Here is a 25362-nt window from a genome sequence, read left to right as displayed (position 1 = left end):
TCACCCCGGCCCGTCCCTGCCCGTCGCGGATCCCTCAGCGGCCGAAGCCGGACGCCGTGGGAAGCCAGGTCGCCAGTTCCGGCACCGCGATCAGCAGGGCCAGACCGGCCATCATGATCAGCACGAACGGCGCCGCGCCGCGGACGATGGTGCCAAGCGGGGCGTCGGTGATGCCCTTGATCACAAACAGGTTCATCCCGACCGGAGGCGTGATCATCGCCAGTTCCAGGTTGATCATCAGCAGGACTCCGTACCAGATCGGGTCGATGCCCAGGCTGATCATCGTTGGCAGCAGGATCGGCGTGGTGATCAGGATGATCGCGATGGATTCCAGGAACATCCCCAGCACGAAGATCAGCGCCATGACCACGAGGATGAAGCCGATCTGCCCCAGGCCAAGCGCCGCGACGGCCTCGGTCACGCCGACGGGCAGCCGCGCCAGGGTGATCGCATGGGCGAACATGGCCGCACCCGCGATGATCATGAACACCATCATCGAGGTCCGCATGGTCGCATAGGCACAGTCCCACAGGTCCCGCAGGCCGAAATTGCGATAGACCAGCACGGCGACCAGCAGGGCATAGAGCGAACCTGCGGCGGCGGCCTCGGACGCGGTGAAGATGCCGAAATAGATGCCGCCCATGACGACAGGCGGCGCCAGGATCGCCCAGACCGACCGGCGCAGCGCTGCGGTGGCGGCCTGCCAGCCGGCCCAGTCCGGCGCGTCCATGCCCTGACGCCCGCGCGCCTGGATCATGCACCAGGCCGAAAACATCAGCGCCAGCAGAAGCCCCGGGACGATGCCCGCCAGGAACAGCGCCCCGATCGAGGCCTCTGACACGATGGCATAAAGGATCATCGGCCCCGACGGCGGAATGAGGATGCCAAGCGTGCCGCCGGCCGCCACCACGCCAAGCGCGTCCCGTTCGGCATAGCCGAAGCGCTTCATCTGCGGGATGGCGCTGGACCCGATCGACAGGGCCGTGGCGACCGAGGATCCTGAAATCGCGGCAAAGATCGTGCAGGCCAGCACCGTCGCGACCCCCAGCCCGCCCTTGACGTGGCCGATCACCGTGTGGGCGAAGGAATACAGATCGTCGATCACCCGCGCGCGGATCATCACCTGCGCCATGAAGACGAACAGCGGGATCGTGGCCAGGATGGGCTTGTTGAGGTGGACATAGACCGCATCGCCCAGCCCGTCGATGTCGCCTTCGATCAGCAGAAGGATCGAACTGGCGGTCAGGCCAAGGGCGGCGAAGATCGGAATGCCTGTGAGCAAAAGCAGGATCAGGCCGATGAAGACGCTGGCAAGGATCACTGTGTGGCCTTCCGAAGTGTGCGGTACAGGCCCAGCAGCGCGCATAGCGCCATCAGGACCATGCCAAGGACGATCGGCACCTGCGGGATCCATGTCTGGATCTCGATATAGCCGATGGAATAGGACCCGAAGCTGCGGGCGAAGGCGATGCTGTCCCACATCGACAGGCCGACGATGGCCGCGAAGGCCAGCACCGACAGATGCGCCAGCGCGCGCTGTGCCCGTCCAAGGCGCGGGCCGACCCGGGCCGAGACCAGGTCGATCGCGATATGGTCACCGCGCCGCAGCGCCTCGGCCGCGCCAAGCATGACGATCAGGACAAGCAGGTAACCCAGCATCTCGTCATTCCACTGCAGGGGACGGTCCAGCAGATAGCGGCGCGTCACGGCGACGACGATCTGCACGAAGATCACGAGGATCAGCGCGGTGCTGAGCGCGCCACACAGGCGGATCAGCCCGGACACGATCCGGTCGGGGAAGAAGGGAGCGGTCGCCGCTCCCTCCGTCTGGTCAGGCTGCATGGCGGCGGATCACATCTTGCCCAGAAGATCGAGCAGCCGCTGGCTGTCCGCATCGCCTTCGCCGAAGGCCTTGTCGAAGGCCGGACGCATGACCGCCTCGAGCGCCGCGTTCTCTTCCGGCGTCGCGATGTGGACCTTCACGCCCTTGGCTTCCAGTTCCGCCGGGCCTGCGTCGCCCGCTGCCGTCGAGGCCTCGATCGCCCATTCCGAGGCTTTCAGACCGGCCTCGCGCAGCGCCTCTTTCGACTTGTCCGACAGGCCGTCATAGAATTCGGGGTTCAGATAGCCGTGCAGGTAGGCCGACAGCACCGGCACCACCGTGAAGGCGTCCTGCACTTCGTAGTACTTGCGCGACACTGCGGCTGCGACATCGGTGATGGCCCCGTCGATCACGCCGGTGGCCAGCGCCTGGTACACCTCGGAGCCCGGCATCGCGGTCGGCGTCGCGCCAAGCGCCTTGAAGGCCGCATCGAAGGGCGGTGTCAGGCCGCGGAACTTGAGGCCTTCGAAATCCTCGGGCGCAACCAGCGGCTCGCCGTTGGTGGTGAAGACGCTGGTGTTGGTCTGGAACATCCAGACGACGTTCTTCACACCCTTCTCAAGCAGCTTTTCTTCAAGGAAGGCCGCCGCTTCCGAGGTCGGCCACTTTTTCCAGATCTCGATGTCGCCGAAGGCAAAAGGCGCCACGGTGACGTTCATGATCGGCAGGGTCTTGCCCCACTGGAAGTTCAGCGAGAAGGCGCATTCGATGTCGCCCTTGGCCGTGGCGACGATGTTTTCGCGCGCGCCCACAAGGCTGTCGGCGCCAAAGACCTGCACGTCGATCTCCCCCTCCGAAAGGGTCTCGACCTCGGCCGCCCAACGGTCGACGACCTTGGCGATGTGATGCGCCGGCGGCAGCTGGTGGCTGCAGCGCATTTCGGTGGCGGCCATGGCCGCAGGGGCCGTGGTGGCCAGAAGGGCCGCACCGATGGCGGCGGATGCGAACTGTTTCATTTGGGTCTCCTCCCTAGTGTCCGGTCAGGCGGCGGGGGCCGCCTGCCAGGTTGCATTCACCGGCGGGCCTGCGCGATGCAGGGCGCCGTGAAAGGCCTCTCCGGGCATCGCCTCCTCTGCGATGCGCCGTACGTCCGTCAGTTTCTCAAGATCGATCCCGGTGCGGAAACCCATGGATTCCGCCAGGAACACGACGTCTTCGAATACAACGTTGCCGGTGGCGCCCGGGGCGAAGGGGCATCCGCCCAACCCGCCAAGCGACGCGTCGATCACCCGCGCGCCGTTGTCCAGCGCGGCGGCGACATTGGCCACCCCCATCCCCCGCGTGTCATGCAGGTGGATGATGAAGGGCCGGTCACCGCACAGCTTTTCCATGCCCGCACACAGCGCCCCCACGGCGCGCGGCCCGGCATAGCCGACGGTATCGGCCAGCCCGACGATATCGGCTCCGGCCTCCAGGCAGGCCTCGGCCAGGCGCAGCACCTCGGCCGGGTCGACGTCCCCGGACAGCGAACAGCCCAGGGCCATCGCGATCCCGGCATTCACCAGCTTGTCCGGCGCTTGCGCGTCGCGCATCGCCACGATATCCGCCACCAGGTCGACCGCAGCCGCGCGGGACCGGCGCATGTTGGCCCGGCTGTGGTCTTCCGTGGCCGAGACGACGCAGACCATTTCCCGGACACCGGACGCCAGCGCCGCCTCGGCGCCGCGTTCGTTCAGGGTCAGGGCCGCTGAATGCAGATCCAGCGCCTGCGCCGTCTCGATCATCTGCCGGACATCCGCGAATTGCGGAAAGCGCCCGGCAGGGAGGAACGAGCCAACTTCGTAATGACGCACCCCGGCGGCGGCCTCTTGTGTCAGCCAGTCGATCTTGGCGTCGGTCGATGGCAGGGCCTTGGCCAGCTGCAGGCCGTCGCGCAGCCCAACCTCGCGCAGGGTCACGCGGTCGGCGGGGTAGATATCGGTGCGCAGGGTCACGCCTGCACCGCCCGGCCCGAGGCGCGTGCGATATCGCGTGCATCGAGACCTGCGGCCGACAGCACCGCCTGCGTGTCCGCCCCGATATCGCGGATATCAAGCGTGCCGCCAGTGAGCGGCCGGTCGTCGATTTCGAACGGCATGGCGGGCGCGCGGTAGGTCTGGCCCTCGGGCAGGGTCGAGGCAAAGAGCCCCCCCGGCCGGTTCACATGCGGATCGTCGTACATCTCGGCCGGACGGTGGATCGGCGAAAACGGAATACCCGCCGGCTCAAACGCCGCGATCAGATCGGCGAAATCGCGGGTCCGCACGGCCTCGGCCACCACGGGGATGGTCCGGTCGCGGTCGTTGATCTGATCCATACGTGTCTGCAGCGCCGGGTCGTCCAGGAGGTCCTGCAGGCCCAGGATCCGGCACAGCGTCACCCACTGGCCTTCGGTCACGGCGCCGACGAAGATCTGCCGGGCGTCGCGGGTTTCAAAGATATCATACACCGGCCAGGAGAATTCACGCTCGGGCATCGGCGGCGCCTCGCGCCCCTCGATGTCGAACTGGACCATGTGCTGCGCGACAAGGAAAAGGCAGTTTTCAAACAGGCCCGTGCGCAGGACGTGTCCCCTGCCATCCTTCTGGCGTTCCAGCAGCGCGGCCAGTACGGCAAAGGCCCCGAACAGCCCCCCCATGATGTCGTTGGCCGACGACCCGATCCGCAGCGGCCGCCCGGTCGGGCCGGTCATGTAGGCCATGCCGGTCATCATCTGCACCACCTCGTCCATGGCCGTCCGGTTCTCGTAGGGGCCCTTCAGAAACCCCTTGAGAGACGAGACGATCAGCGATGGATAACGCGCCTTCAGCACATCGGGGGCAAAGCCCATCCTGGCCAGGGACTGATCGCGGAAGTTTTCGACAAAGACATCGGCGGTCGCAAGCAGGGTGTGCAGCGCGGCCTTGCCGGCGTCTGACTTCAGATCCAGCGTCACCGATTTCTTGCCGCGATTGAACGTCGGATAGAACCCGCGCCCCATGCCGGTCAGGTTGCGGGTCTTGTCGCCCTCGGGCGGTTCGACCTTGATCACCTCGGCGCCCAGCATCCCAAGGAACATCGCACAGGACGGCCCCATGATCATATGGGTCATCTCGACGACGCGGATACCGTCCAGGGGCCTGATGTCTGTGGTCATGTGCGTTCCTCCCGACTCGGACCATAGCCAAAGCGGAATATGCGGAATATTATAATGTTTTGACGCTACCCTTCTGGAAACCAGAATGCTTGATACACGCCAGCTGCAGTACTTCACCGCGATCTACGAAAAGGGGTCGCTGGCCCAGGCGTCGGTGCAGCTGCGCATCGCCTCGTCGGCGCTCAGCCACCACCTGGCCCAGCTTGAGGCGCGGTTTGGCGCGCCGTTGTTCACCCGAAAGCCCCGGGGGATGGAGCCGACGGCTTCGGGGCACCGGCTTTATGATCACGCGCGATCCATCCTGCGGCTGATCGAGGTCGCCGAGACGGACATGACCGACACATCGGCCCTGATCTCGGGCCCGGTGTCGGTCGGCATGTCCTTCTCGGCGGTCAAGGCGGTCGGCGTGGCCTTCGTCACCAAGGTCGTGCGTGATTTTCCCAACGTGCAGCTGGCCCTGACCGAAAGCCTGTCCGGCGCCGCCCTGCCCCATCTGCTGGCGTCGGACGTGGATCTGGCGCTGGTCTACAACCCGCCAAGCGATCCGATCTTTCACACCGAGCCAGTGCTGGAAGAAAAGATGGTCTGCATCGGCCGCAGCGACGTCGTCGGCGACACAGAAGACCCGATCGACTTCGACGCCCTGCAGGACCTGCCGATCATCCTGCTGCGCCAGGGTCTTTCGGCGCGGGCGATCATGGACGACGTAACGCTGCTGAAGAAGATCGAGACGCGGGCGATCCTGCAGATGAATTCCGTACAGGCGATCGCCGGGTCGATCGAGGCCGGGCTGGGCTGCGTCATCGGCACAAGGCTGTTCATGCAGGATCAGCTGGCCCGTGGCACCGTCCGCGCCCGCCCCATCCGCAACCCGGAACTGTCGCGGACCCTGCATCTGTGCCGCCTCGCCTCGCGCCCACCGACCTTTGCCTCGGAAGCCATGCGCGAGACGCTGCTGACCCTCGTGCGGGACGCGGTGGAGAGCGGCGCCTGGGAGGCGCAGCTGGTGGACGCGGGTTAGGCGCAGATCAGTCGCAGCGCGCGGTCATCCCGCCATCGACCACGATCTCGGTCGCCGTGATGAACCGTGCCTCATCCGACGCAAGGAACAGCGCGGCATTGGCCGTATCGCGCCCGTCGCCCATGAAGCCAAGCGGGATGCGCGCCAGCCGCGACTGCAACAGCGCGTCGACGTCGCCGCCCGCGCGCTGCCCGGCCAGCCGGGCCTCGACCATCGGCGTATGCAGCTGGCCGGGCACGACGGTGTTCACCCGCACGCCCCTGGCGGCGTATTCGACGCCGACCACCTTGGAAAACTGGATGACCCCCGCCTTGGTCGCCGCATAGGCGGACTGCGCCGCGCCGGTCCAGCGCATCCCCGAGGTCGACGAGGTGTTGACGATCGCGCCACCGCCCTGTGCTTCCATCACCGGCAACACCGCGCGGCAGGTCAGGTAGACGGACTTGAGGTTGAAGTCGATCTGGCGGTCCCAGGTGTCTTCGTCCATCTGCGCCGGACCGCCCTTGGCCGAGCCTCCGACATTGTTCACCAGGATGTCGACCCGGCCGAACCGGGCGATGCAGGCGGCCACCATTGCCTCGACCGCCGCGCGGTCGGTGACGTCGCAAAGATGGGTCTCGATCTCGCCGCCCGCCGCTTTGGTTCGGGTGATGGTTTCCGCAAGGGTGTCGGCCCGCAGGTCGACGGCAAAGATCTTTGCCCCCTCTTCGGCAAAGCGCACGCAGGCGGCGCGTCCGTTGCCCCAGCCCGGCCCGACGCAGCCCGCGCCGGTGATGATCGCGACCTTGCCGTCAAGACGTCCCACCATCACAGGTCCTCCGCAAAGTCGTAAAGACGGGCGGGGTTGGTGACGAGAAGCCGTTCAAGCGCCTCATCGTCCGGGCAGATGTCCGACAGCAGATCGACAAGGATCCCGTCGTCGGGCGGGGCGGCGCGGAAATTGGGGTGCGGCCAGTCGGTGCCCCAGATCGTGCGATCGGGGTAAAGTTCGACCAGCCGCCGCGCAAATGGGGTGGCGTCCGCATAGGGCGGATCGGTCCGCGAACAGCGTTCCGAGCCCGAGACTTTTATCCAGATATGGTCATTCTCGCCCAGTGCGATCAGCCTGTTGAACGGGTCCTGGTCCATCCCGGCCGAGGCATCGACCCGCCCCATGTGATCAACGACCACCGGGATCGGCAGGTCGGCCAGAACCGGCGCCAGGTCGGCGATCAGCGTGTCTTCCATGTGAACCAGCAGGTGCATGTCCAGATCGGCCAGCCGGGGCGCGAGCGCGCGCAGCTGGTCATGGGTGGCCCCGGGGGCCAGGTGCGACATGTAGTTGAACCGCACCGCGCGGAAGCCCTGCGTACGCAGATCCTTCAGCGCGTCCGAGGACACATCCGGCGGCGTCAGTGCCACGCCAAGGTAACGGCCGGGACGCGCCGCCATGGCATCGGCCACCACGCGATTGTCATGCCCGTGACAGCCCGACTGGACGATCACGCAGCGGTCGATCCCCAGCATGTCGTGCAGCGCGAACAGCTGTTCCTTCGGCGCGTCCCCGGGCTTGAACCCCGAGCTTTCGGCATAGGGGAAGACCGCGGTCGGACCGAAGACATGGACGTGACAGTCCGTGGCGCCTTTCGGCAGCGTCAGCTTAGGTGTCGACGGGGTGGCGTTCCAGGTGATGGGCGCGTCGTTCATGCCGGGTCCTTCTTGGCGAACTCCATGGGCGCGTCGGCCGGGGGCGAGACGCGGAAGATGTTGAGGGTCAGGGAAATCAGCGAATAGTAGCCAAGCACGCCGACCAGATCGACAAGTCGGTCGCGCCCCAGTGTGGCCTCGGCCTCGGCATAGAGATCGTCGGGCACCTGTCGAGTGTCCAGCGCGGCGCGCGCCACGCGGTAGACCACCGATTCCTCGGGGTCGGGCAGATCGGGGATGCCGCCGGTGCGGATCGTCTCGACCGCCGCTTCGGAAATGCCGGCCGCGATCGCGATCGGCTTGTGCGCGTACCATTCGAATTCGGCCGCATAGGTCCGGGCCATGACCAGGATGGCCAGTTCGGACAGGCGCGGTTCAAGCGAACTGTCATAGCGGCAGTACTGCCCCAGCTCCTGCGCCTTTTCGGCCAGCCCGGGGCGGTTCAGCCAGACAGCCAGCGGGCCGCGCACGCTGCCCCTGGGGCCTGCGGCGATGGCTTCGGCCACCTCGCGCTGATGGTCATCGTAAGTGGCCGGGTCGGGTGCGGGCATCCGCTGCTTGGGCCAGTCGGTCATGCGGGTATCCTTGTTGCGTCAAAGGCGGGTTCGTGGGCGGCGAAGCGATCCAGCCAGTCGACCAGCGCGGGCCAGTCGCCGCGCCATTCGACCGGGCGGCGCCAGTCGAGGTATCCCAGCATGCAGGCCACGGAGATCGCGGCGGCATCGGTCGTGTCGGGATCGGGCAGATCGGCCTGCAACGCCGTCAGCCCGCGCGTGACCTTGCCCTTCTGGTGATCCAGCCAGCGCGCCGACATCTGCGCGGCGTCGCGAAACCGGCCTTCGTAGACCATCAGCAGCGCCGCATCGGCGATGCCGTCGGCCAGGGCCACGCGGGTCAGACAGTGAAAGCGGTCGACACCTCCGGCCGGGATCAGCCGCCCGCCCCCCGCCAGCGCATCCAGATATTCGACGATCACCCGGCTGTCGAACATCGTCATGCCATCGGCCATCAGGCAGGGCATCTTGCCCAGGGGGTTCTGATCGCGCAGGTCGTCGCCGGCATCCAGCGTGTCGGCCGGGCGGATCTCGATCCGGTCGTCCAGGCCCAGCACCTGCGCCGCCATGCGGACCTTGCGGCCATAGGGCGAAGTCAGGGTGGTGCGCAGGACGGCGCGGGCCTCTCCGGGGATTGCGGCTAGGTTCAGCTGGCTCATTGCATCGTCTCCGGCAGGAACAGTGCGATCTGCGGGAAAAGACACAGCAGGATCAGCATCGCGAAGCCCGCCAGCACGAAGGGCACGAGGCCCGCGAAGATCTGTTCCAGCTTCACCCTGCCTTCAGAGGCGGATTGCACCACGAAGCAGTTGATGCCCACGGGCGGCGTCACGGCGCCGATTTCGACCAGCAGCACAACGAAGATGCCGAACCAGATCGGATCGAAGCCAAGCGACATCATCACCGGGTGGGTGATCGGCAGGGTGATCGCCAGCAGCGCAGGCGCGTCCATCATCATGCCAAGCGCCAGGTAGATCAGCGACACCAGCGCCACGATGACCCAACGGTTCACGTCCAGCCCGGTCAGGTAGCCGCCCACGGCATTGGCCACGCCCGACAGCGCCAGGAACTTGGAAAAGACCAGTGCGCAGATCAGGATGGCAAAGATCATGGCCGAGGTGCGGATGGTCTCGAGCAGGGTCTTCTTCAGCTCGACCCCCGCCAGGCTGCGATGCCGGATCAGCGCCAGCAGCAACGTGGCGAAGGCGCCGATGCCACCGGCCTCGGTCGGGGTGAAGACGCCCAGGTACAGGCCCGCGACGATCAGGATGATGATCAGCACCAGGGGCCCGGCCAGCCGCAGCGAGGCAAGCTTTTCGCGCAGCGTGAAGCTTTGCCGTTCCAGCGGCGCGAGCGCCGGGTTGCGCAGAACCGTCAGCCAGATCGCCAGGCACAAGACCAGGGCAAAGACGATCCCGGGGATGAACCCGGCGATCAGCAGCGATCCGATCGAACTGTCGGTGAGGATGCCATAGACCACGACCAGGGCCGAGGGCGGGATCATCACCGCCAGCGTGCCCGCGATGGCGATCGAGGCCGAGGCAAGCCGCTTGTCATAGCCGCGGTCCAGCATCTGCGGCAGCGCCAGCTTGGTGAAGACCGTGGCGGTCCCGACCGACGACCCCGAGGCCGCGCCGAAGGCCGCCGCGCCGAGCGTGGTGGAAATCGCCAGCCCGCCGCGCAGGTTGCCCAGCCACTTGGTGGTGGCCTCGAACAGGTCTTCGCCCAGCCCGGCCCGCATGGCGAAGAAGCCCATCAGCAGGAACAGTGGGATGACCGAGAAGTGGAAGGAATGCGTGGTGTCGAAGAAGACGGTGCCAAGGATCGAGGTCGCCGCCCCGAAGCCGACCAGCGCGGCCAGGCCAAGCGCGCCGACCATGCCAAGCGCCACCATCACGTTCACACCCATCAGGATTAGGGCAAACAGCGCCCCGGTGCCGATCAGGCCAATCGCAAGAGAGCTCATTCCGTGGCCTCCCCTTCTTCCAGCCGACCGCCAAGGGCCGCGTATATCGCGTCGATCAGGAACTGGATCGACAACAGGGCCAGGCCGAAGCAGATCGCGCCTTTCACCGGCCAGATCGGGAAGCGGATCGATCCGCGCTCAAGCTCTCCGATGCGAAAGCTTTTCTCGGCCATCAGCCACCCGGCATAGGCCGCCCAGGCAAACAGCCCCGCCCCCATCAGCATGGCCAGAACGGTCAGCACCCGTTGGCCACCCTGCCCCAGGTGCTGCGTCAGCAGGACCACCTTGATGTGGCCGCCGTGAAACTGGGTCAGCGCAAGCGACAGGAAGATCATCAGCGGCAGCGAGGCCTCGGTCAGTTCAAGCGTGCCCTTGACCGGCTGGTTGAAGCCGTAGCGCATCAGCGCGTTGGTCACGACAAGGCACATGACGGCGAAGGTGATGGCCCCGGCGATCAGGCCGCACAGGGACAGGAACCTGCCGAAGGCCTGCCGCAGGCTTTCGAAAGTCTGCATGGGGATGTCCTTTGGGGAATAACGTGGGCCCCGGCATTGCGGCCGGGGCCCGAGGTTTTGGATCAGAACTGGAAGTTCTTGACGATCTCGTCCGCCGGAAGGCCGGCCGCCGTCGCCTTGTCGATCCATTCCTGGCGCACGGCCTGCACGCCTTCGTCCTCGATCGCGCCCATCAGTTCCTCGGTCGGGAAGGACACGACCTCGACGCCCAGATCGCCGGTCCACATCTCGCGCACGCGGGCGGCGTCTTCGTCCAGAACGCGCGAATATTCGACCAGGTAGTCCTTGCCCAGCTGATCCACGACGGCCTTGGTTTCGTCATCCATGCCGTTGTAGGTATCCAGGTTCATCGCCAGCAGGTGCCCGAACGAGGCGCCAAGCGGGATCTCGATGTAGTACTTGGCGACCTCGTCGTATTTCCAGCCGCGGGCCAGCGCCGGGCCGATCGGGGTGCAGTCGATGATCGACCGCTGCAGCGCCTCGTAGGCTTCCGAGGTCGCGATGGACACCGGGGTCGCGCCAAGCGCCTCGATCAGGCGGGGATAGGCAAAGCCATAGGACCGGATGCGCAGGCCCTTCATGTCCGCGGCGGACGTGACCGGCTTGGTGCAGAGCATCCCGTAGCTTTCCAGCGGGCGGAACCCGAAGGCGTGCAGGTTGTTCTCGGCCAGTTCCTGAGAGAACTCGGGATAGGTGGCGTGCATCTTCTCCATGAACTGCCCGACCTCGAGCGCGCCCATCGGCTGCGGGATGAAGAAGCCCACGGCATTGTTCATGGGCATCAGGTCGGGGAAGTAGGGCGTGATCACATCGCCGAAGTCCCCCACGCCCGCGGCAAGCGCCTCGGGGATCTCGCGGGTCTTGGCGACCGAACCGCCCCAGAAGACCTCGATCTCGTGCTTGCCGTCGGTGCGCTTGGCGAATTCATCGACAAGCCACTGCGTGGTGATCGCCTGCGCGTCCCCTGCGCCCTGCGGCTTGAACGTGATCCATTTGTAGGTTTCGGCCTGGGCTACGCCCGCCGTTGCCAGAGAGGCGGCAAGCGCAATGCCCGCCGCGCGAAGTGTCGTCTTGGTCATGGTTCCTCCCAGTCTTCATGCCGACCCGCTCCTCGTGGTCGTCCGCGACAAGCTGACCCAGGGCGCGATATACTTCAAATACTATAAAATCATACCTTCGATACCTTTTAGGAATACCGATAGGTCATGCTGGGGCCGCGTCAGTGCCAGATGCCACGCGCCACCAGGTCGTTGACGATGTCTTGCGTCACCTGTCGCACGGCCTGAACGGCGGGCTTGTCCTTCTGGTCGGACTTGCTGGCCACGCACAGCGTCCAGTCGATCTGCGGGTCGGTGATCGGGCGGGCATCCAACGTCCCCGCTTCGACCTCGGTCAGCACGCCGCCGAAGGTCAGGATGGTGAAGCCATGGCCATGCCGCACCAGCGATTTCAGGTGCCAGACCCCGTCGACCCGCTGCGTCACGTTCAGCGCGATGCCGATGCTGTCGCAGTGCTGGTCGATCAGGATCCGCAGGTAATTCTGGCGGCTGGGCATCACCAGCGGCAGCGCAGCGGCTTCGGCCAGGGGATAGCTGTCGCGGGTCAGCGACCCGCAGGGGCCGATGACATACAGATGTTCGACCAGCAGATCGGTCACCACGATATCTTCGCGTTTGGGGGCGTCGTGCATGACCGCCAGCCCGATCTCGCCCCGCGTCAGCTTGGTTTCCAGATCGCGCGAAAACCCTTCGACAAACCGCAGTTCGATCTCGGGGTAGTCCCGTTTGATCCGTGCCAGCAGCGGCGGCACGATGAATTCCCCGGGCGTCGGCGGCATGCCCACGACCACCACGCCGCGCGGCGTTTCCGACCGCGAGGTGACATCGTGATGGGCCTGGGCAATCTGGGCCATGATGGCATAGGCGCGGGTCGACAGGATCTCACCGGCTTCGGTCAGATCGACCCCGCGCGAGGTGCGGCGGAACACCGGCAGGCCCAGGTCTTCCTCAAGCCGCGCGATCTGGCGGCTCAGCGCAGGCTGCGCGATCCGCAACCGTTCAGCCGCGCGGGTCATGTTCTTTTCCTCGGCCACGCAAAGGAAATAGCGAAGCGTCCGCAGCTCTGGCTGCCAGTCGCCCATGTCAAATCGCCGGTCTATGGCCATGGCCTGCGGTTGCACCCCCGATGTGGAAAGATCCCGCTCCGGTAAAGCAGACCGGCGGCACGGCGGTCAATCTGGTGCGGGGCGTGCGGCGGCTGGCCTGTCGCTGGCGGCTGGCCTGTCGCTGGCGGCTGTCCGCCCCGGGGGCGAACAGGCCGTATCACGGGGGATCACCCGATCCGGTAGTTCGGGCTTTCCCGCGTGATCTGTACGTCGTGGACGTGGCTTTCCTTCAACCCCGCGCCGGTGATCTTGACGAACTGGCAGTTGGTCCGCATTTCCTCGACCGTGGCGCAGCCGGTATAGCCCATGGCCGCGCGAAGGCCGCCGACCAGCTGATGCACCACCGCGCCCGCGCCGCCCTTGTAGGGGACCTGGCCTTCGATGCCCTCGGGCACCAGCTTGTCCGAGGCCGCGTCCTTCTGGAAATACCGATCGGCCGAGCCGCGCGCCATGGCGCCAAGCGAGCCCATGCCACGGTAGGATTTGAACGACCGGCCCTGGTAGAGGATCACCTCGCCCGGGGATTCATCGGTGCCCGCGATCATGGATCCGACCATGGCGCAGGAGGCGCCGGCCGCGATGGCCTTGGCAAAATCGCCCGAAAACTTGATGCCGCCGTCGGCGATGATTGGGGTGCCATCGGCCGCGCCCGCGCAGTCCATGATCGCCGTCAGCTGCGGCACGCCCACACCGGCGACCATCCGCGTGGTGCAGATCGATCCCGGGCCGATGCCGACCTTGACGGCGTCCGCACCGGCGGCGATCAGCGCGCGGGTGGCTTCGGCGGTGGCGACATTGCCCGCGATGACCTGCACATGGTTCGACAGTTTCTTGACGCGGGTGACGGCCTCGATCACGCCGGCGGAATGGCCGTGCGCGGTGTCGATCACCACGATGTCGACGCCGGCATCCACCAGCGCCTCGGACCGTTCAAAGCCCGCATCGCCGACGCCCGAGGCCGCCGCGACGCGCAGGCGGCCCAGTTCGTCCTTGCAGGCCGTGGGGTTGAGCACCGACTTCTCGGTGTCCTTCAGCGTCAGCAGGCCGGTCAGCTTGCCCGCGCCGTCGGTCACCAGCAGCTTTTCGATCCGGCGTTCGCGCATCATCTCGATCGCCTTCTGCCGGTCGGCGGGTTCGACCAGCACGGCCAGGTTGTCGCGGCTCATCATGACCGAAACCGGTGTCTCGTCCTTCTGGGCAAAGCGCATGTCGCGGTTGGTCACGATGCCCACCACGCGGCGCTGGTCGTCCACCACCGGGAAGCCGGTAAAGCCATAGCGTTCGGTCAGCGCCTTGGCGTCGGCCAGCGTCTGGTCGGGGCGCAGGGTCACCGGATTGTAGACGATGCCGGATTCGAACCGTTTGACCCGGCGGACCTCGGCGGCCTGCTTGTCGGTATCCAGGTTCTTGTGGATCACCCCCATTCCACCGGCCTGCGCCATGCAGATCGCCATGCGCGCCTCGGTCACCGTATCCATGGCCGAGCTGAGCAGCGGGATGTTCAGAGAGATCGACTTCGTGACCTTCGTGCGGGTGTCCGCGGTCGAGGGCAGCACCGAAGAGGCTGCGGGTACGAGTAGGACATCATCGAAGGTCAGCGCCTCGCGAATCTCCATGGGACATCTCCTGCGGATGGGTTCACTTGGCGCTTCCCTATTACACGGATGCGGGATGGGGAAAAGGGATAAATATGGTAGGGGCGGGTGTGTCGCGGGATAGATCGTGCGAAGACGGCACCGCCCCGCCGTCACAGGCGTCGGGCAACCCGGATCAGGGCCGCGGCGCCCCGGCCTATTCGGTCGGGCGGCCTGCCAGTCGGGCCAGCACGGGGAAGTAGTCCTCGGAATATCCCGCCGCCTGCGCCATCCGCATCCGGGCCTGGGCCAGGTCCGCGCCCGGCGCTGCCAGGCCCGCCTCCTCGGCCAGCTCCAGCGCATAGGAGATATCCTTGAGCGCATAGTCCGTCGGGAAGGCCTGCCGCGGGAAGACATCGGGGATCATCGCCTTCATTCCGTGATTGCGCAGCGCGAAACTGTCGCCGGACCCCTGCGAGATGATCTGGAACAGCCGTTCGCCGTCCATGCCCGCCGCCGTGCCAAGGGCCAGCGCCTCGGACAGGGCGACGACGTTCTGGAACAGCACCATGTTGTTCAGGATCTTGGCCACCTGCCCGCAGCCGACCGGTCCGCAATGCAGGATCGTGTCGCCCGCGCAGGCCAAGACCGGCTCAACCCGCGCGAAAACCGGATCGGAGGCGCCCACCATGATCGCCAGCGTGCCCGCCTCGGCCGCCGCCCGGGTGCGGGCCACGGGGGCGTCGGCATAGTCGAGCCCGCGCGCCGCCGCCTGATCGGCCAGGTGCCGGGTCAGCCCGACCGGGGCCGTCGACATGTCGACCAGGGTCGCGCCGGGGCGCATCAGCGGGATCACCACGCCGGCGACGGCCTGCACCTGCGGCCCGCCGGGAAGCGACAGGAAGACGATGTCGGCCTCGGCCGCGATATCCTCGGGCGAGGCCGCGACGGCCCCAAGCCCGACAAGCCGCGCCACCGGGTCGGGCGCCAGGTCCGACACCAGCATCCGTGCGCCGGTCTTCACCAGCATGTTGCGGCAGATGGGTTCGCCCATCACGCCCAGTCCGACAAACCCCAGCACCGGTTGATCCGCCATCACACCCCTCCGCAGCACCTATGCAAAGGTGTAGGGCCGACGGGCCGGCGGCGCAATATGGCTCAGGGTGTGGCGGCCTTCAGCGCGTGGGACACGGGGGCCAGGGCCACCCGGTTGGCACGGTCGGCCAGGCCCCAGACAAGCAGCGCCGCCAGCGTTTCGGGGCGCAGGCGGGTCACCAGGATGACCGACCCTTCGACGCCCGCCTTGAAGGCCGAATGGTCGAGAAACCGGCGCACCACGGCCTCGTCCTGCCCGGCCCCGTCGAGATCGCGAAAGACCGTGGCGGCGGGCACGCCCCGGCGCGAGGCCAGCTTGCGCGTGGTGTCGAGCCCGTCGGGGAACAGCAGCAGCCCGTGACCGCTGTCGGCCAGCGCATCGGCCAAAGCCTCGCCCGCCGCGCGGGTGGATTGCAGGGCATGGGGCGGGCGTTCCATGACGGCGACCGCTTCGGGAAGGGCCGTGGCCCAGCTGACTGCGGCCTGCCGGACCACTTCGGGGGCCGCGTTCTCGGGCAGCGTCGCAAGGGCCAGCACCTCGTAGCCCGCCGCGCGATAGCGGCGCATCCGCGCTGTGGCGTCGGGCGCGTCGATCGGCACGGCGACCGAGACCGGATAGGGGAAGCGAGAGGGCATGTCGGTGGTGGATCCGTCCTCTGCGCTGTCGATCAGCACGATGGACACGATTGGCTTGCCCTCGGGGTTCTCGAAGGGGACGGCATAGCGGTCGATCGGCGGCAGATCCGTCAGCACCGGGTCGCCAGCGGGCTCCGGCGCGGCGGGGGCCGGATCGGGCTGGTCCTGGGTCAGGCGGATGCCGGGCTGGCCGGGCATCGCGACGGTCGGCGGCGCGGTCACGGTCGGCACAGGGTCGGTTGCAGGGTCGGTCATTGGATCGGTTGCGGGCTGGGCGTCAGCGACAGGATCGGCGGTCGGCGCGGCCGTGGCGACTTCCGCGTCCGGCTCAGAGGTCTGGGCCTCCTCCACCGGGGCCTCGGCAGAACTGTCTGGCGCGTCGGTCGCACGATCAGCCGACGCGTCAGCGACCGCTTCCGAGGCGACCTCGGCCAGATCTTCCGTATCGTCGGTCGGCGCCTCGGGGGCCTCGGTGATCGTGACGGGGCTGTCGGTCGGTGATGCGCCGGACTGAGCCGATGGCTTGGCCGCGCCTGCGCCGGGCTGTGCGGGCGCACCGGCCTGATCTCTCGGCGCGACCTCTTCGACGATGACCAGTTCGGGCGCGGTGTCTGGCGCGGCCTCGGCGATCTGCGCGGGTTCACTCGCTTCGGGCACAGTCACACCGGGCACAGTCACATCGGGCGCGGTCACATCGGGCGCGGTCACCTCGGCTTCCGGCGTCTCGACCAGATCGGTCGGGGCCAGATCGGTCGGGGCCGGTTCGGGCGCCTGCGCGGTCTCGCTCAGATCGCCCATGGGGAAGCCCGTCACTTCCTCGCCATCCTCCGCGCGGGGCGGCGTGGCGGGCGTGGTCACGATCACCGGCTCGGCTTCGGCCATCGGCGCGGCGGGGGCCATGGATTGCGGGCTGGGCAGCACGGCCACCTCGGGCCCGGGCTGCGGCAGGTCGTCGGTCGGCGTGGCGTCGGGCCCCTGCCCCAGCACCGCTTCGGGCGGCGACAGTTCGGGCGCGGCCCCGGGGTCGCGCCCCTCGGTGCCGATCGCGGCCAGCGTGTCGCCGTCGGGCCGGGTGATCTGCGACACGTCGTGGCGTTCGGGCTGGGTCAGCGGCCTGGGCAGATCCGAGGGCGCGTCATCGCCAACGGCCTCGGCCCGGGGTTCGGGGGTGGCCAGTTCGCTTTCGGTCTGCGGCGGTGGCAGGACGGTGGCCGGAAAGCTCAGCGACATGATCGCCAGGAACCCGCCCCCCAGGACAACGCCCCAAGCCGATCCGAGGAGGATACCACGTAGCACTCTGCTCACTCCTATCGCCGGGATTGGCCCCGGTCTTGTCCTGTCGTCACATGCCCGCCCTTGACGCCGGTTCCGGGCGCGGCTCATTTAGGGCCCGAATGGCCTGACGGCAATCCCGCAGGTTCGCACCGGCAGGCAAGGGTCGGGCATGATGATACCACACCACCCGCCCCGCACCAGTGGGTGGACGACCCAAGTGTCGGAAAGGGAGCAGAAATGAGCGATGCGCTGAAACCGATGATCGCTGCGGCGGCAGAGCGGCCCCTTTCGCGACAGGAGGCCGAGACGGCCTTCCAGATCCTGTTCGAAGGCGAAGCGACCCCGGCCCAGATGGGCGGTCTGCTGATGGCGCTGCGCACGCGGGGCGAGACCGTGGACGAATATGCCGCAGCCGCCGCCGTCATGCGGTCCAAGTGCAACCCGGTCAAGGCGCCCGCGGGCGCCATCGACATCGTCGGCACCGGCGGCGACGGCAAGGGGACGCTGAACATCTCGACCGCGACGGCCTTTGTCGTGGCGGGCGCCGGTGTGCCGGTGGCCAAGCACGGCAACCGCAACCTGTCGTCGAAATCCGGCGCGGCGGATGCCCTGGGCCAGATGGGGATCGAGGTCATGGTCGAGGCCAACGTGGTCGAAGAGGCCCTGCGCGAGGTCGGCATCGGCTTCATGATGGCGCCCATGCACCACCCCGCGATCCGCCATGTCATGCCCGCCCGGCAGGAACTTGCGACGCGCACGATCTTCAACATCCTCGGGCCGCTGACCAACCCCGCGGGCGTCACCCGGCAGCTGACCGGCGCCTTCACCCGCGACCTGATCCGCCCGATGGCCGAGACGCTGCAACGGCTCGGGTCGGACCGCGCCTGGCTGGTGCACGGCTCGGACGGCACGGACGAGCTGACGATCACCGGGGTCAGCTGGGTCGCCGCGCTGGAAGAGGACGGCACCATCCGCGAGGTCGAACTGCACCCCGAAGACGCGGGCCTGCCCGTGCACCCGTTCGAGGCAATCCTCGGCGGCACCCCGGCCGAAAACGGTCAGGCCTTCCGGGCGCTTCTGGCGGGCGAACCCTCGGCCTATCGCGACGCGGTGCTGCTGAATTCGGCGGCGGCGCTGGTGGTGGCGGGCAAGGTCGACGACCTGCGCGCGGGCGTGGCCCAGGCGGCCGAGAGCATCGACAGCGGTGCGGCGCTGGCCAAGGTCGAAGGGCTGGCCCGGATCACCTCGGCCGCCGCGTGAGCCTGCCTGCAATCCCCGCCGCCTGGGCCGATCTGCCCTTCTTTGCAACGGATTACCCGGCGATTGCCGAAGCGACGGCGGGCGATGACGTGCTGCCGCCTGCCGCGCAGCGCTTTGCCGCGCTGGAGCTGACCCCGCCCGAGGACACCCGCGTGGTCATCCTGGGCCAGGATCCCTATCCGACCCCGGGCCATGCTCACGGGCTGGCCTTTTCGGTCGAACCCGATGTCCGCCCCCTGCCCCGGTCGCTGACCAATATCTACAAGGAGATGGTCGAAGATCTGGGCCACGCCCCCCAGACCGGCGACCTGCGGTTCTGGGCCCGGCAGGGGGTGCTTTTGCTGAACACCGCGCTGTCGGTGCCTGCGGGCAATGCGGGCGGCCACGCCAAGCTGGGCTGGTCGCGCCTGACGCGGCAGGTGCTGGATCGGCTGTCGGACCGGCCGCGCGCCTTCGTCCTCTGGGGCGGTCATGCGCAGGGGTTTCGCGATGCGATCCGGGGCCAAGATCACCTGATCCTGGCGTCGGCCCATCCTTCGCCCCTGTCCGCGCGGCGGGGGTTTTTCGGGTCGCGGCCATTTTCATCGGTGAACAACTGGCTTACATCACGGGGGGATACCCCGATCAACTGGACCGACCCGACATGAGCGACACCGTTCTCGACCGCATCAAGGCCTACAAGCTGGAGGAAGTCGCCGCCGACAAGGCCGCGAAGCCCATGGCCGACGTGGAGGCCGAGGCCCGCAACGCCTCTCCGGTCCGACCCTTCGCCGCCGCGCTGCACGAAGCTGCCCGCGAAGGCTATGGTCTGATCGCAGAGGTCAAGAAGGCCAGCCCCTCCAAGGGGTTGATCCGCGAAGACTTCGACCCCGCGACGATCGCCGCCGCCTATGCCGCGGGGGGCGCGGCCTGTCTTTCGGTGCTCACCGACACGCCGTCTTTCCAGGGCGCGAAGGAATTCCTCGTCCAGGCGCGCGAGGCCTGCGAGCTGCCGGTGCTGCGCAAGGATTTCATGTACGACCCCTACCAGGTGGCCGAGGCCCGGGCGCTTGGCGCGGACTGCATCCTGCTGATCATGGCCTCGCTCGAAGACGGGCAGGCCGCCGAACTGGAAGCCGCCGCCTTCGACTGGGGCATGGACGTGCTGATCGAGGTCCACAACCGCGAGGAACTGGACCGCGCGACACGGCTGAAATCGCCGCTGATGGGCATCAACAACCGAAATCTCAAGACCTTCGAGACCTCGCTCGACACCACGCGCACGCTGGCCCGGCTGACGCCGGAGGATCGCATGGTGATCTCGGAAAGCGGGCTCTTCACGCCCGAGGATCTGGCCGACATGGCGCAATACGGCGCGCGCTGCTTCCTAATCGGCGAAAGCCTGATGCGGCAGGACGACGTACAGACCGCCACGCGCGACCTGCTGTCCAACCCCGTCGGGGGCGTCGGTATGGGGCCGGGGCTATGAGCCTGACGCATTTCGACCCGTCCGGGCAGGCCCACATGGTCGACGTGTCCGACAAGGCCGACACCGACCGCATTGCCGTCGCCCGGTGCCATATCAAGATGCTGCCCGAAACGCTGGCGCTGATCCGGTCGGGCGACGCCAAGAAGGGCGATGTGCTGGGCGTGGCGCGGCTGGCGGGCATCATGGGCGCCAAGAAGACCGCCGACCTGATCCCGCTGTGCCATCCCTTGCCGATCACAAAGGTGACGGTCGATCTGACCCCAGACGCGGACCTGCCCGGCGTGCGGATCGAGGCGACGGTCAAGACCACCGGCAAGACCGGGGTCGAGATGGAGGCCCTGACCGCCGCCTCCACCGCCGCGCTGACGGTGTACGATATGTGCAAGGCCGTGGACCGCGGGATGGAGATCGGAGGGCTGCACGTCGCGCTCAAGGATGGCGGCAAGTCGGGGCGTTACGAGGCGAAGCCGTGATTTCAGTCACCGAGGCCCTGGACCGGCTTTTCGCCCTGACCTCGCCTCTTTCGGTTGAAAATGTGAAACTGACGGCAGCACGCGGCCGGGTGCTGGCCACCCCCGTGACCGCCCGCCGCAACCAGCCGCCCTTCGCCGGATCGGCCATGGACGGATATGCCGTGGCAGGCACAGCCGACACCGGCGCGACATTCGACGTGATCGGAGAGGCCGCCGCCGGCCGGGGCTTCGGCGGCACCGTCGGCGCAGGCCAGGCCACCCGGATCTTCACCGGCGCGCCCCTGCCCCAGGGTACCGATACCGTGGTGATCCAGGAAGACGTCACCCGCGACGGCGACCGCATCACCGTGACCGAGGCCACAGCCCAGGGCGCGAATGTCCGCGCGGCGGGCGGCGATTTCCGCATCGGCGATCAGATCGGCGCGCCGCGCGTGATCTCGCCCTCCGACATCGCGCTGATGGCCGCGATGAACGTGCCCGAGGTCTCGGTCACGCGAAAACCCCGGATCGCGCTGATCCCGACCGGTGACGAACTTGTCCAGCCAGGGGAAGAGCCCGGGCCGGACCAGATCGTCGCGTCGAACTCCTACGGGTTGCAGGCGCTGTTCGAACAGGCCGGGGCCGAGGCGCGGCTGTTGCCGATCGCCCGCGACCGGATGGAGGCGCTGGAGACGGTCCTGCACCTGGCCGAGGGGGCCGACCTGGTCATCACCATCGGCGGCGCATCTGTCGGGGATCATGATCTGGTCGCCCGCGCAGCGCAGGGCATCGGGATGGAGCAGGTCTTCTACAAGGTCGCGATGCGTCCGGGCAAACCGCTGATGGCGGGGCGTCTGGGGGATGCGGCGATGATCGGCCTGCCGGGCAATCCGGTGTCGGCCATGGTCTGCGGGCATATCTTCGCGGTGCCGGTGATCCGCCACATGCTGGGGCTGGGCACTGGCCCGGCGCCGCGCCTTCAGGCCCGGCTGGCGGTGGACATCGCGGCCAACGGCCCGCGCGAACACTACATGCGCGCCACGCTCGGGGCTGATGGGATCACCCCGGCCACCCGCCAGGACAGCGCGCTTCTGTCGGTGCTGTCGGACGCCGGGGCGCTGCTGGTGCGCGCACCGAACGCGCCCGCGGCACCTGCGGGAACCGAGGTCGAGTACCTGCCGCTCTGATCAGCGCAGGCTGAGCGGCGCCAGTTCGAATTCCGGCGGGTTCAGCTGGGCCAGGGAATCCCGATAGGCCTCGAGATGGCAGCGCATCTTGTCGCTGGCCAGATCGCCGTTGCCGTCGACGACCGCTGCCAGGATCGCGTCGTGCTGCTGCAGCGTCTTCTCGATGTGGATCTCTTCCCCGTGGTCGTGCAGCACGGTCGGCGTGTGCTGGGTCTTGGTCAGCCCCGTCGCGATCGCCGCCATAAGGTCGTTGCCGCTGGCGTGGAACAGGGTGGTGTGCCAGTCGAGGTTCAGCTGCACCAGTTCGGCCACATCGGAAATGCCCTTCTGGCCGATCACCGCGTTGATGTCGCGCAGGCGCGCGATGTCGTCGTCCGACCGGTTCGCGGCGGCGAGCTTGGCCAATGCGGGTTCGATGATCAAGCGCGCTTCCAGAAGCTGTTCGTTCGACACCCGGTCGCCGCCGATGAACAGCTCAAGCTGCCGCTGCACCGTCTGGTCCGAGGCGTTCTGCACCACGCTCATGCCATTGCGGCCCGGCTTCTTCGGGGCCAGCAGCCCCTCGATTTCCAGGATGCGGATCGCCTCGCGGACGGACCCCCGGCCCAGTCCGGTCAGGTCGACCAGGTCACGTTCGGCGGGCAGCGGCTCTCCGACCTTCAGGGCGCCGCCGGTGATCAGGGCGCGCAGTTCCTCGGCCAGCACTTCGTACCGGCGCTTGGGCCGCGAGGCCTCGGCATTCGCTGATTCTGCGTCGAACCGAGCCTTCAGAGTCGCCTTCAGAGCGTGCAGAGTCGTCAATATTACCCCCGTCACAGATCCCCCGACGGGGAAATCCGCCGCTATCTGCCCCGTCCCCAGACTTAAATCAATCCGTTAACGTCGCGGAAGCCCATGTTATGGTTAACATAGCCAACCAAATGCCCATCCAGTGGCCTGCGGCCTTTGCGGAAAGCCGCGCATGGGAAAATACCACACTTGCCCGGTGGCCACGTCGGCGGGGATAACATCTGCGTTTAGAAACAATGCGGACGTGCATGATGATAAGTTGGGCCAGGCGCCTTGGGTGCGGTATTGGTGTTGTTCTGCTTGCGGCCTGTGCCGCCCCCGCGCCGGATCCGGCGCCGCAGGTGATGTCCCTGCATCCCGGCGAAACGCCGGAGCTGCGACAGCTGGTGAACAAGTACGCCGACCATTACGAGGTCCCGCGCAGCCTGGTCCACCGCGTCATCCAGCGCGAAAGCGATTACCGCCCCGGTGCGCGCAACGGCCCCTACTATGGCCTGATGCAGATCCTGCCCGCCACCGCGCGCGGAATGGGGTTCCAGGGTGATGCGCATGATCTTCTGGATGCCGAAACCAACCTGACCTGGGCGGTGAAATACCTGCGCGGCGCCTGGCTTCTGTCGGACGGCGATCAGGGGGCGGCGGTCGGCTATTATGCGCGCGGCTACTACTATGACGCCCGCGACCGCTGCATGCTGGTGGAAACCGGCCTGCTGGACCGCGAGATCCGGCGCAGCTGCTAATCAACCTTGCGGTGTCGCCCGGCCCCCTTGGGGACCGGGCCATGCCCTAGCGCCAGCCAAGTCCCGGCGCGACATGCGTCAGGATGCTTTCCAGCGCGTGGACGTTGTAATCGACGCCAAGCGAATTCGGGATCGTCAGCAGCAGCGTATCGGCCTCGGCGATCGCCTCGTCCTTGGCCAGCTGGGCGATCAGCTTGTCGGGCTCGTCCGCGTAGGACCGGCCAAAGATCGACCGTTGCTGTTCGATGTAGCCCAGGCTGTCGTCCTCTTTGCCGCCGCGTCCGAAATACATCCGGTCCATGTCGTTGGTGATCGCAAAGATCGACCGGCTGACCGACACGCGCGGGCTGCGCTTGTGCCCCGCCGCCTTCCAGGCCTCGCGGTAGGCGCGGATCTGGGCGGCCTGCTGGACGTGGAACGGCTCTCCGGTCTCGTCGTCCTTGAGGGTCGAACTTTGCAGGTTCATCCCCATCATCGCGGCCCATTCGGCGGTCTTGTTCGACCCGGCGCCCCACCAGATGCGGTCCTTCAGCCCCTCGGAATGCGGCTCAAGCCGCAGCTTGCCCGGCGGGTTGGGGAACATCGGGCGCGGGTTGGGTTCGGCAAAGCCGCCCCCTTCCAGCATCTGCAGGAAGACCTGCGTGTGCCGCCGCGCCATGTCGGCGTCGGTCTCGTCCTCGCCCGGGGCATAACCGAAATACCGCCAGCCATCGATCACCTGTTCGGGCGATCCGCGCGACAGGCCCAGCTGCAGCCGCCCGCGCGAGATCAGGTCGGCCGCACCCGCGTCCTCGACCATATAGAGCGGGTTTTCATACCGCATGTCGATGACACCGGTGCCGATTTCGATCGACGAGGTGCGCGCGGCGATGGCCGAGAGCAGCGGGAAGGGCGAGGCATGCTGGCGCGCGAAGTGGTGCACGCGGAAATAGGCGCCATCGACGCCCATGCTTTCGGCCGCCACGGCAATGTCGATCGCCTGCAGCAGCGCATCCCCGGCCGTGCGCGTGGCCGAGCCGCGTTGATCGGACCAATGCCCGAAGGACAGGAACCCAATGGTTTTCATCTTTTGCTCCCTTCTGGCGCGGGGTCATGCCGCGCCGGGTTTCACTTGCCCCCTACCTATGAAGGACCGCGCGACGCGACAACGGGGTGCGCCCTTCGCCGCCGCGCAGCCCCTGTGCACCGGTGCGGAGGGCGCGGTTGACACAAAACGTGAACACGTGTAGAACAAAAGTTAACAACACGACCCGATAAAACACACGAGGGAGTAGTGCCGTGCTGACAAGAAAGCAGTTGGACCTGCTGGAGTTCATTCACAAACGGGTGCAGCGCGACGGCGTTCCGCCCTCTTTCGACGAGATGAAGGAAGCGCTGGATCTGCGGTCCAAATCCGGCATCCACCGGCTGATCACGGCGCTAGAGGAACGCGGCTTCATCCGCCGCCTCGCACATCGTGCCCGCGCCATCGAAATCGTCAAACTGCCCGAAAGCATGGGCGGAGAGGCCTCGGGCTTCACCCCCCGCGTCATCGAAGGCGGCGCCACCCCGCGCCAACCCGATGTCAGCGCGCCGATGTCGGTCGAAACGGTCCATGCGCTGGAACTGCCGGTCATGGGCCGCATCGCCGCCGGCGTGCCGATCGAGGCGATCAACCAGGTGTCGCACCACGTGGCGGTGCCCGGGTCGATGCTCTCGGGCAAGGGCGAACATTACGCGCTGGAAGTGCGCGGGGATTCCATGATCGACGCCGGGATCAACGACGGCGACGTCGTGGTGATCCGGGAAACAAGCTCGGCCGACAACGGCGATATCGTCGTGGCGCTGGTCGACGACCAGGAAGCCACGCTGAAGCGGTTCTTCAAACGCGCGGGCCAGATCGAACTGGTCGCGGCGAACCCGGCCTATGAAACCCGCGTGCTGCCCGACAACCGGGTGAAGGTGCAGGGTCGGCTGGTCGGCCTGATCCGGACCTACTGATCC

The 25362-nt window shown here is 67.3% G+C and carries 26 protein-coding genes; 8 read left to right on the top strand and 18 right to left on the bottom strand.

Annotated elements, in window-relative coordinates; all coding sequences use genetic code 11:
• Positions 1 to 34: 34 nt before the first annotated feature.
• From E4S58_RS05335 to E4S58_RS05315, 5 genes are read right to left on the bottom strand one after another with little or no spacing between them, the layout of a single operon-like run.
• Positions 35 to 1321: a TRAP transporter large permease gene (locus E4S58_RS05335; RefSeq protein ID WP_240789464.1), complete on the bottom strand. Its 1287-nt coding sequence runs from the start codon at positions 1319 to 1321 to the stop codon at positions 35 to 37.
• Positions 1318 to 1842, bottom strand: a complete 525-nt coding sequence (locus E4S58_RS05330) for a TRAP transporter small permease (RefSeq protein WP_136635299.1) — start codon at positions 1840 to 1842, stop codon at positions 1318 to 1320. Before E4S58_RS05330 ends, E4S58_RS05335 begins: the two co-directional genes overlap by 4 nt.
• A 9-nt stretch (positions 1843 to 1851) precedes the next feature.
• Positions 1852 to 2838, bottom strand: a complete 987-nt coding sequence (dctP, locus tag E4S58_RS05325; RefSeq protein ID WP_136635298.1) for a TRAP transporter substrate-binding protein DctP — start codon at positions 2836 to 2838, stop codon at positions 1852 to 1854.
• A 24-nt stretch (positions 2839 to 2862) separates the two neighbouring features.
• Positions 2863 to 3816 (bottom strand): hydroxymethylglutaryl-CoA lyase, encoded by a 954-nt coding sequence (locus E4S58_RS05320; RefSeq protein ID WP_136635297.1) that lies wholly within the window; start codon positions 3814 to 3816, stop codon positions 2863 to 2865.
• Complete coding sequence (locus E4S58_RS05315) at positions 3813 to 4997, bottom strand: CaiB/BaiF CoA transferase family protein (protein ID WP_136635296.1); 1185 nt, start codon at positions 4995 to 4997, stop codon at positions 3813 to 3815. Before E4S58_RS05315 ends, E4S58_RS05320 begins: the two co-directional genes overlap by 4 nt.
• Before the next feature lie 85 nt (positions 4998 to 5082).
• Here E4S58_RS05315 and E4S58_RS05310 point away from each other — a divergent pair, with 85 nt between their 5' ends.
• A complete protein-coding gene (locus E4S58_RS05310; RefSeq protein WP_136635295.1) occupies positions 5083 to 6018 on the top strand; it encodes a LysR family transcriptional regulator in 936 nt (311 codons plus the stop codon).
• A 7-nt stretch (positions 6019 to 6025) separates the two neighbouring features.
• Here E4S58_RS05310 and E4S58_RS05305 read toward each other — a convergent pair whose 3' ends face one another.
• The 11 genes from E4S58_RS05305 to E4S58_RS05255 form a co-directional block, all read right to left on the bottom strand.
• On the bottom strand, positions 6026 to 6826 hold the full coding sequence (locus tag E4S58_RS05305) for an SDR family NAD(P)-dependent oxidoreductase (protein ID WP_136635294.1): 801 nt from the start codon (positions 6824 to 6826) through the stop codon (positions 6026 to 6028).
• Positions 6826 to 7704: an amidohydrolase family protein gene (locus E4S58_RS05300; protein WP_136635293.1), complete on the bottom strand. Its 879-nt coding sequence runs from the start codon at positions 7702 to 7704 to the stop codon at positions 6826 to 6828. The genes E4S58_RS05305 and E4S58_RS05300 overlap by 1 nt, the downstream gene beginning before the upstream one ends.
• Entirely contained in the window at positions 7701 to 8279 is a 579-nt protein-coding gene (locus tag E4S58_RS05295) for a carboxymuconolactone decarboxylase family protein (protein ID WP_136635292.1), read from the bottom strand. The genes E4S58_RS05300 and E4S58_RS05295 overlap by 4 nt, the downstream gene beginning before the upstream one ends.
• Positions 8276 to 8917, bottom strand: a complete 642-nt coding sequence (locus E4S58_RS05290) for a glutathione S-transferase family protein (protein ID WP_136635291.1) — start codon at positions 8915 to 8917, stop codon at positions 8276 to 8278. Before E4S58_RS05290 ends, E4S58_RS05295 begins: the two co-directional genes overlap by 4 nt.
• Positions 8914 to 10224, bottom strand: coding sequence for a TRAP transporter large permease (locus tag E4S58_RS05285; RefSeq protein ID WP_136635290.1), 1311 nt, complete (start codon positions 10222 to 10224; stop codon positions 8914 to 8916). The genes E4S58_RS05290 and E4S58_RS05285 overlap by 4 nt, the downstream gene beginning before the upstream one ends.
• Positions 10221 to 10739, bottom strand: coding sequence for a TRAP transporter small permease subunit (locus E4S58_RS05280; RefSeq protein ID WP_169052600.1), 519 nt, complete (start codon positions 10737 to 10739; stop codon positions 10221 to 10223). The genes E4S58_RS05285 and E4S58_RS05280 overlap by 4 nt, the downstream gene beginning before the upstream one ends.
• A gap of 62 nt (positions 10740 to 10801) precedes the next feature.
• Positions 10802 to 11818, bottom strand: coding sequence for a C4-dicarboxylate TRAP transporter substrate-binding protein (locus E4S58_RS05275; protein ID WP_136635288.1), 1017 nt, complete (start codon positions 11816 to 11818; stop codon positions 10802 to 10804).
• A gap of 140 nt (positions 11819 to 11958) precedes the next feature.
• Positions 11959 to 12879, bottom strand: coding sequence for a LysR family transcriptional regulator (locus E4S58_RS05270; protein WP_169052599.1), 921 nt, complete (start codon positions 12877 to 12879; stop codon positions 11959 to 11961).
• Positions 12880 to 13070: 191 nt separating this feature from the next.
• Positions 13071 to 14519 carry an IMP dehydrogenase gene (gene guaB, locus E4S58_RS05265; RefSeq protein WP_136635286.1) on the bottom strand — a complete coding sequence of 483 codons (1449 nt, stop codon included), beginning with the start codon at positions 14517 to 14519 and terminating at the stop codon, positions 13071 to 13073.
• A gap of 175 nt (positions 14520 to 14694) precedes the next feature.
• Positions 14695 to 15573 (bottom strand): NAD(P)-dependent oxidoreductase, encoded by an 879-nt coding sequence (locus E4S58_RS05260; protein WP_136635285.1) that lies wholly within the window; start codon positions 15571 to 15573, stop codon positions 14695 to 14697.
• A 62-nt stretch (positions 15574 to 15635) separates the two neighbouring features.
• Entirely contained in the window at positions 15636 to 17504 is a 1869-nt protein-coding gene (locus E4S58_RS05255; protein WP_169052598.1) for a divergent polysaccharide deacetylase family protein, read from the bottom strand.
• A 216-nt stretch (positions 17505 to 17720) separates the two neighbouring features.
• On the opposite strand from E4S58_RS05255, the gene trpD reads away from it, so the two are divergent.
• Genes trpD through E4S58_RS05230 form a run of 5 tightly spaced genes read left to right on the top strand, consistent with a single transcriptional unit; the run spans position 17721 to position 21850 of the window.
• Positions 17721 to 18743 carry an anthranilate phosphoribosyltransferase gene (trpD, locus tag E4S58_RS05250; RefSeq protein WP_136635283.1) on the top strand — a complete coding sequence of 341 codons (1023 nt, stop codon included), beginning with the start codon at positions 17721 to 17723 and terminating at the stop codon, positions 18741 to 18743.
• Positions 18744 to 18745: 2 nt separating this feature from the next.
• Complete coding sequence (locus E4S58_RS05245; protein WP_136635843.1) at positions 18746 to 19390, top strand: uracil-DNA glycosylase; 645 nt, start codon at positions 18746 to 18748, stop codon at positions 19388 to 19390.
• Entirely contained in the window at positions 19387 to 20211 is an 825-nt protein-coding gene (trpC, locus tag E4S58_RS05240; RefSeq protein WP_136635282.1) for an indole-3-glycerol phosphate synthase TrpC, read from the top strand. Before E4S58_RS05245 ends, trpC begins: the two co-directional genes overlap by 4 nt.
• The gene (gene moaC / locus E4S58_RS05235) at positions 20208 to 20684 is read left to right on the top strand and encodes a cyclic pyranopterin monophosphate synthase MoaC (protein ID WP_136635281.1); all 477 of its coding nucleotides are present in this window, start codon (positions 20208 to 20210) and stop codon (positions 20682 to 20684) included. Before trpC ends, moaC begins: the two co-directional genes overlap by 4 nt.
• Positions 20681 to 21850 (top strand): molybdopterin molybdotransferase MoeA, encoded by a 1170-nt coding sequence (locus E4S58_RS05230; RefSeq protein WP_136635280.1) that lies wholly within the window; start codon positions 20681 to 20683, stop codon positions 21848 to 21850. Before moaC ends, E4S58_RS05230 begins: the two co-directional genes overlap by 4 nt.
• Here E4S58_RS05230 and E4S58_RS05225 read toward each other — a convergent pair whose 3' ends face one another.
• Positions 21851 to 22651, bottom strand: a complete 801-nt coding sequence (locus E4S58_RS05225) for a FadR/GntR family transcriptional regulator (RefSeq protein WP_136635279.1) — start codon at positions 22649 to 22651, stop codon at positions 21851 to 21853.
• A 236-nt stretch (positions 22652 to 22887) separates the two neighbouring features.
• Here E4S58_RS05225 and E4S58_RS05220 point away from each other — a divergent pair, with 236 nt between their 5' ends.
• Complete coding sequence (locus E4S58_RS05220) at positions 22888 to 23379, top strand: lytic transglycosylase domain-containing protein (RefSeq protein ID WP_136635278.1); 492 nt, start codon at positions 22888 to 22890, stop codon at positions 23377 to 23379.
• A gap of 46 nt (positions 23380 to 23425) precedes the next feature.
• Here the strand turns inward: E4S58_RS05220 and E4S58_RS05215 are convergent, their stop codons facing one another.
• A complete protein-coding gene (locus E4S58_RS05215; protein WP_136635277.1) occupies positions 23426 to 24445 on the bottom strand; it encodes an LLM class flavin-dependent oxidoreductase in 1020 nt (339 codons plus the stop codon).
• Positions 24446 to 24657: 212 nt separating this feature from the next.
• Here E4S58_RS05215 and lexA point away from each other — a divergent pair, with 212 nt between their 5' ends.
• Complete coding sequence (gene lexA / locus E4S58_RS05210; RefSeq protein WP_136635276.1) at positions 24658 to 25359, top strand: transcriptional repressor LexA; 702 nt, start codon at positions 24658 to 24660, stop codon at positions 25357 to 25359.
• Positions 25360 to 25362 lie beyond the last annotated feature (3 nt).

Origin of the sequence: Pseudooceanicola onchidii, from assembly GCF_004959925.1 — a bacterium.
Lineage (GTDB): Bacteria > Pseudomonadota > Alphaproteobacteria > Rhodobacterales > Rhodobacteraceae > Pseudooceanicola > Pseudooceanicola onchidii.
Note: the sequence above shows the minus strand (reverse complement) of the source record. Positions and strands in the feature narration are given on the sequence as shown.

Coding starts and splice junctions, on each gene's coding strand:
- E4S58_RS05330 (WP_136635299.1), bottom strand. CDS start 1,842: ATGCAGCCTGACCAGACGGAGGGAGCGGCGACCGCTCCCTTCTTCCCC.
- dctP (WP_136635298.1), bottom strand. CDS start 2,838: ATGAAACAGTTCGCATCCGCCGCCATCGGTGCGGCCCTTCTGGCCACC.
- E4S58_RS05315 (WP_136635296.1), bottom strand. CDS start 4,997: ATGACCACAGACATCAGGCCCCTGGACGGTATCCGCGTCGTCGAGATG.
- E4S58_RS05310 (WP_136635295.1), top strand. CDS start 5,083: ATGCTTGATACACGCCAGCTGCAGTACTTCACCGCGATCTACGAAAAG.
- E4S58_RS05305 (WP_136635294.1), bottom strand. CDS start 6,826: ATGGTGGGACGTCTTGACGGCAAGGTCGCGATCATCACCGGCGCGGGC.
- E4S58_RS05300 (WP_136635293.1), bottom strand. CDS start 7,704: ATGAACGACGCGCCCATCACCTGGAACGCCACCCCGTCGACACCTAAG.
- E4S58_RS05295 (WP_136635292.1), bottom strand. CDS start 8,279: ATGACCGACTGGCCCAAGCAGCGGATGCCCGCACCCGACCCGGCCACT.
- E4S58_RS05290 (WP_136635291.1), bottom strand. CDS start 8,917: ATGAGCCAGCTGAACCTAGCCGCAATCCCCGGAGAGGCCCGCGCCGTC.
- E4S58_RS05285 (WP_136635290.1), bottom strand. CDS start 10,224: ATGAGCTCTCTTGCGATTGGCCTGATCGGCACCGGGGCGCTGTTTGCC.
- E4S58_RS05280 (WP_169052600.1), bottom strand. CDS start 10,739: ATGCAGACTTTCGAAAGCCTGCGGCAGGCCTTCGGCAGGTTCCTGTCC.
- E4S58_RS05275 (WP_136635288.1), bottom strand. CDS start 11,818: ATGACCAAGACGACACTTCGCGCGGCGGGCATTGCGCTTGCCGCCTCT.
- E4S58_RS05270 (WP_169052599.1), bottom strand. CDS start 12,879: ATGGGCGACTGGCAGCCAGAGCTGCGGACGCTTCGCTATTTCCTTTGC.
- guaB (WP_136635286.1), bottom strand. CDS start 14,519: ATGGAGATTCGCGAGGCGCTGACCTTCGATGATGTCCTACTCGTACCC.
- E4S58_RS05260 (WP_136635285.1), bottom strand. CDS start 15,573: ATGGCGGATCAACCGGTGCTGGGGTTTGTCGGACTGGGCGTGATGGGC.
- trpD (WP_136635283.1), top strand. CDS start 17,721: ATGAGCGATGCGCTGAAACCGATGATCGCTGCGGCGGCAGAGCGGCCC.
- trpC (WP_136635282.1), top strand. CDS start 19,387: ATGAGCGACACCGTTCTCGACCGCATCAAGGCCTACAAGCTGGAGGAA.
- moaC (WP_136635281.1), top strand. CDS start 20,208: ATGAGCCTGACGCATTTCGACCCGTCCGGGCAGGCCCACATGGTCGAC.
- E4S58_RS05220 (WP_136635278.1), top strand. CDS start 22,888: ATGATGATAAGTTGGGCCAGGCGCCTTGGGTGCGGTATTGGTGTTGTT.
- E4S58_RS05215 (WP_136635277.1), bottom strand. CDS start 24,445: ATGAAAACCATTGGGTTCCTGTCCTTCGGGCATTGGTCCGATCAACGC.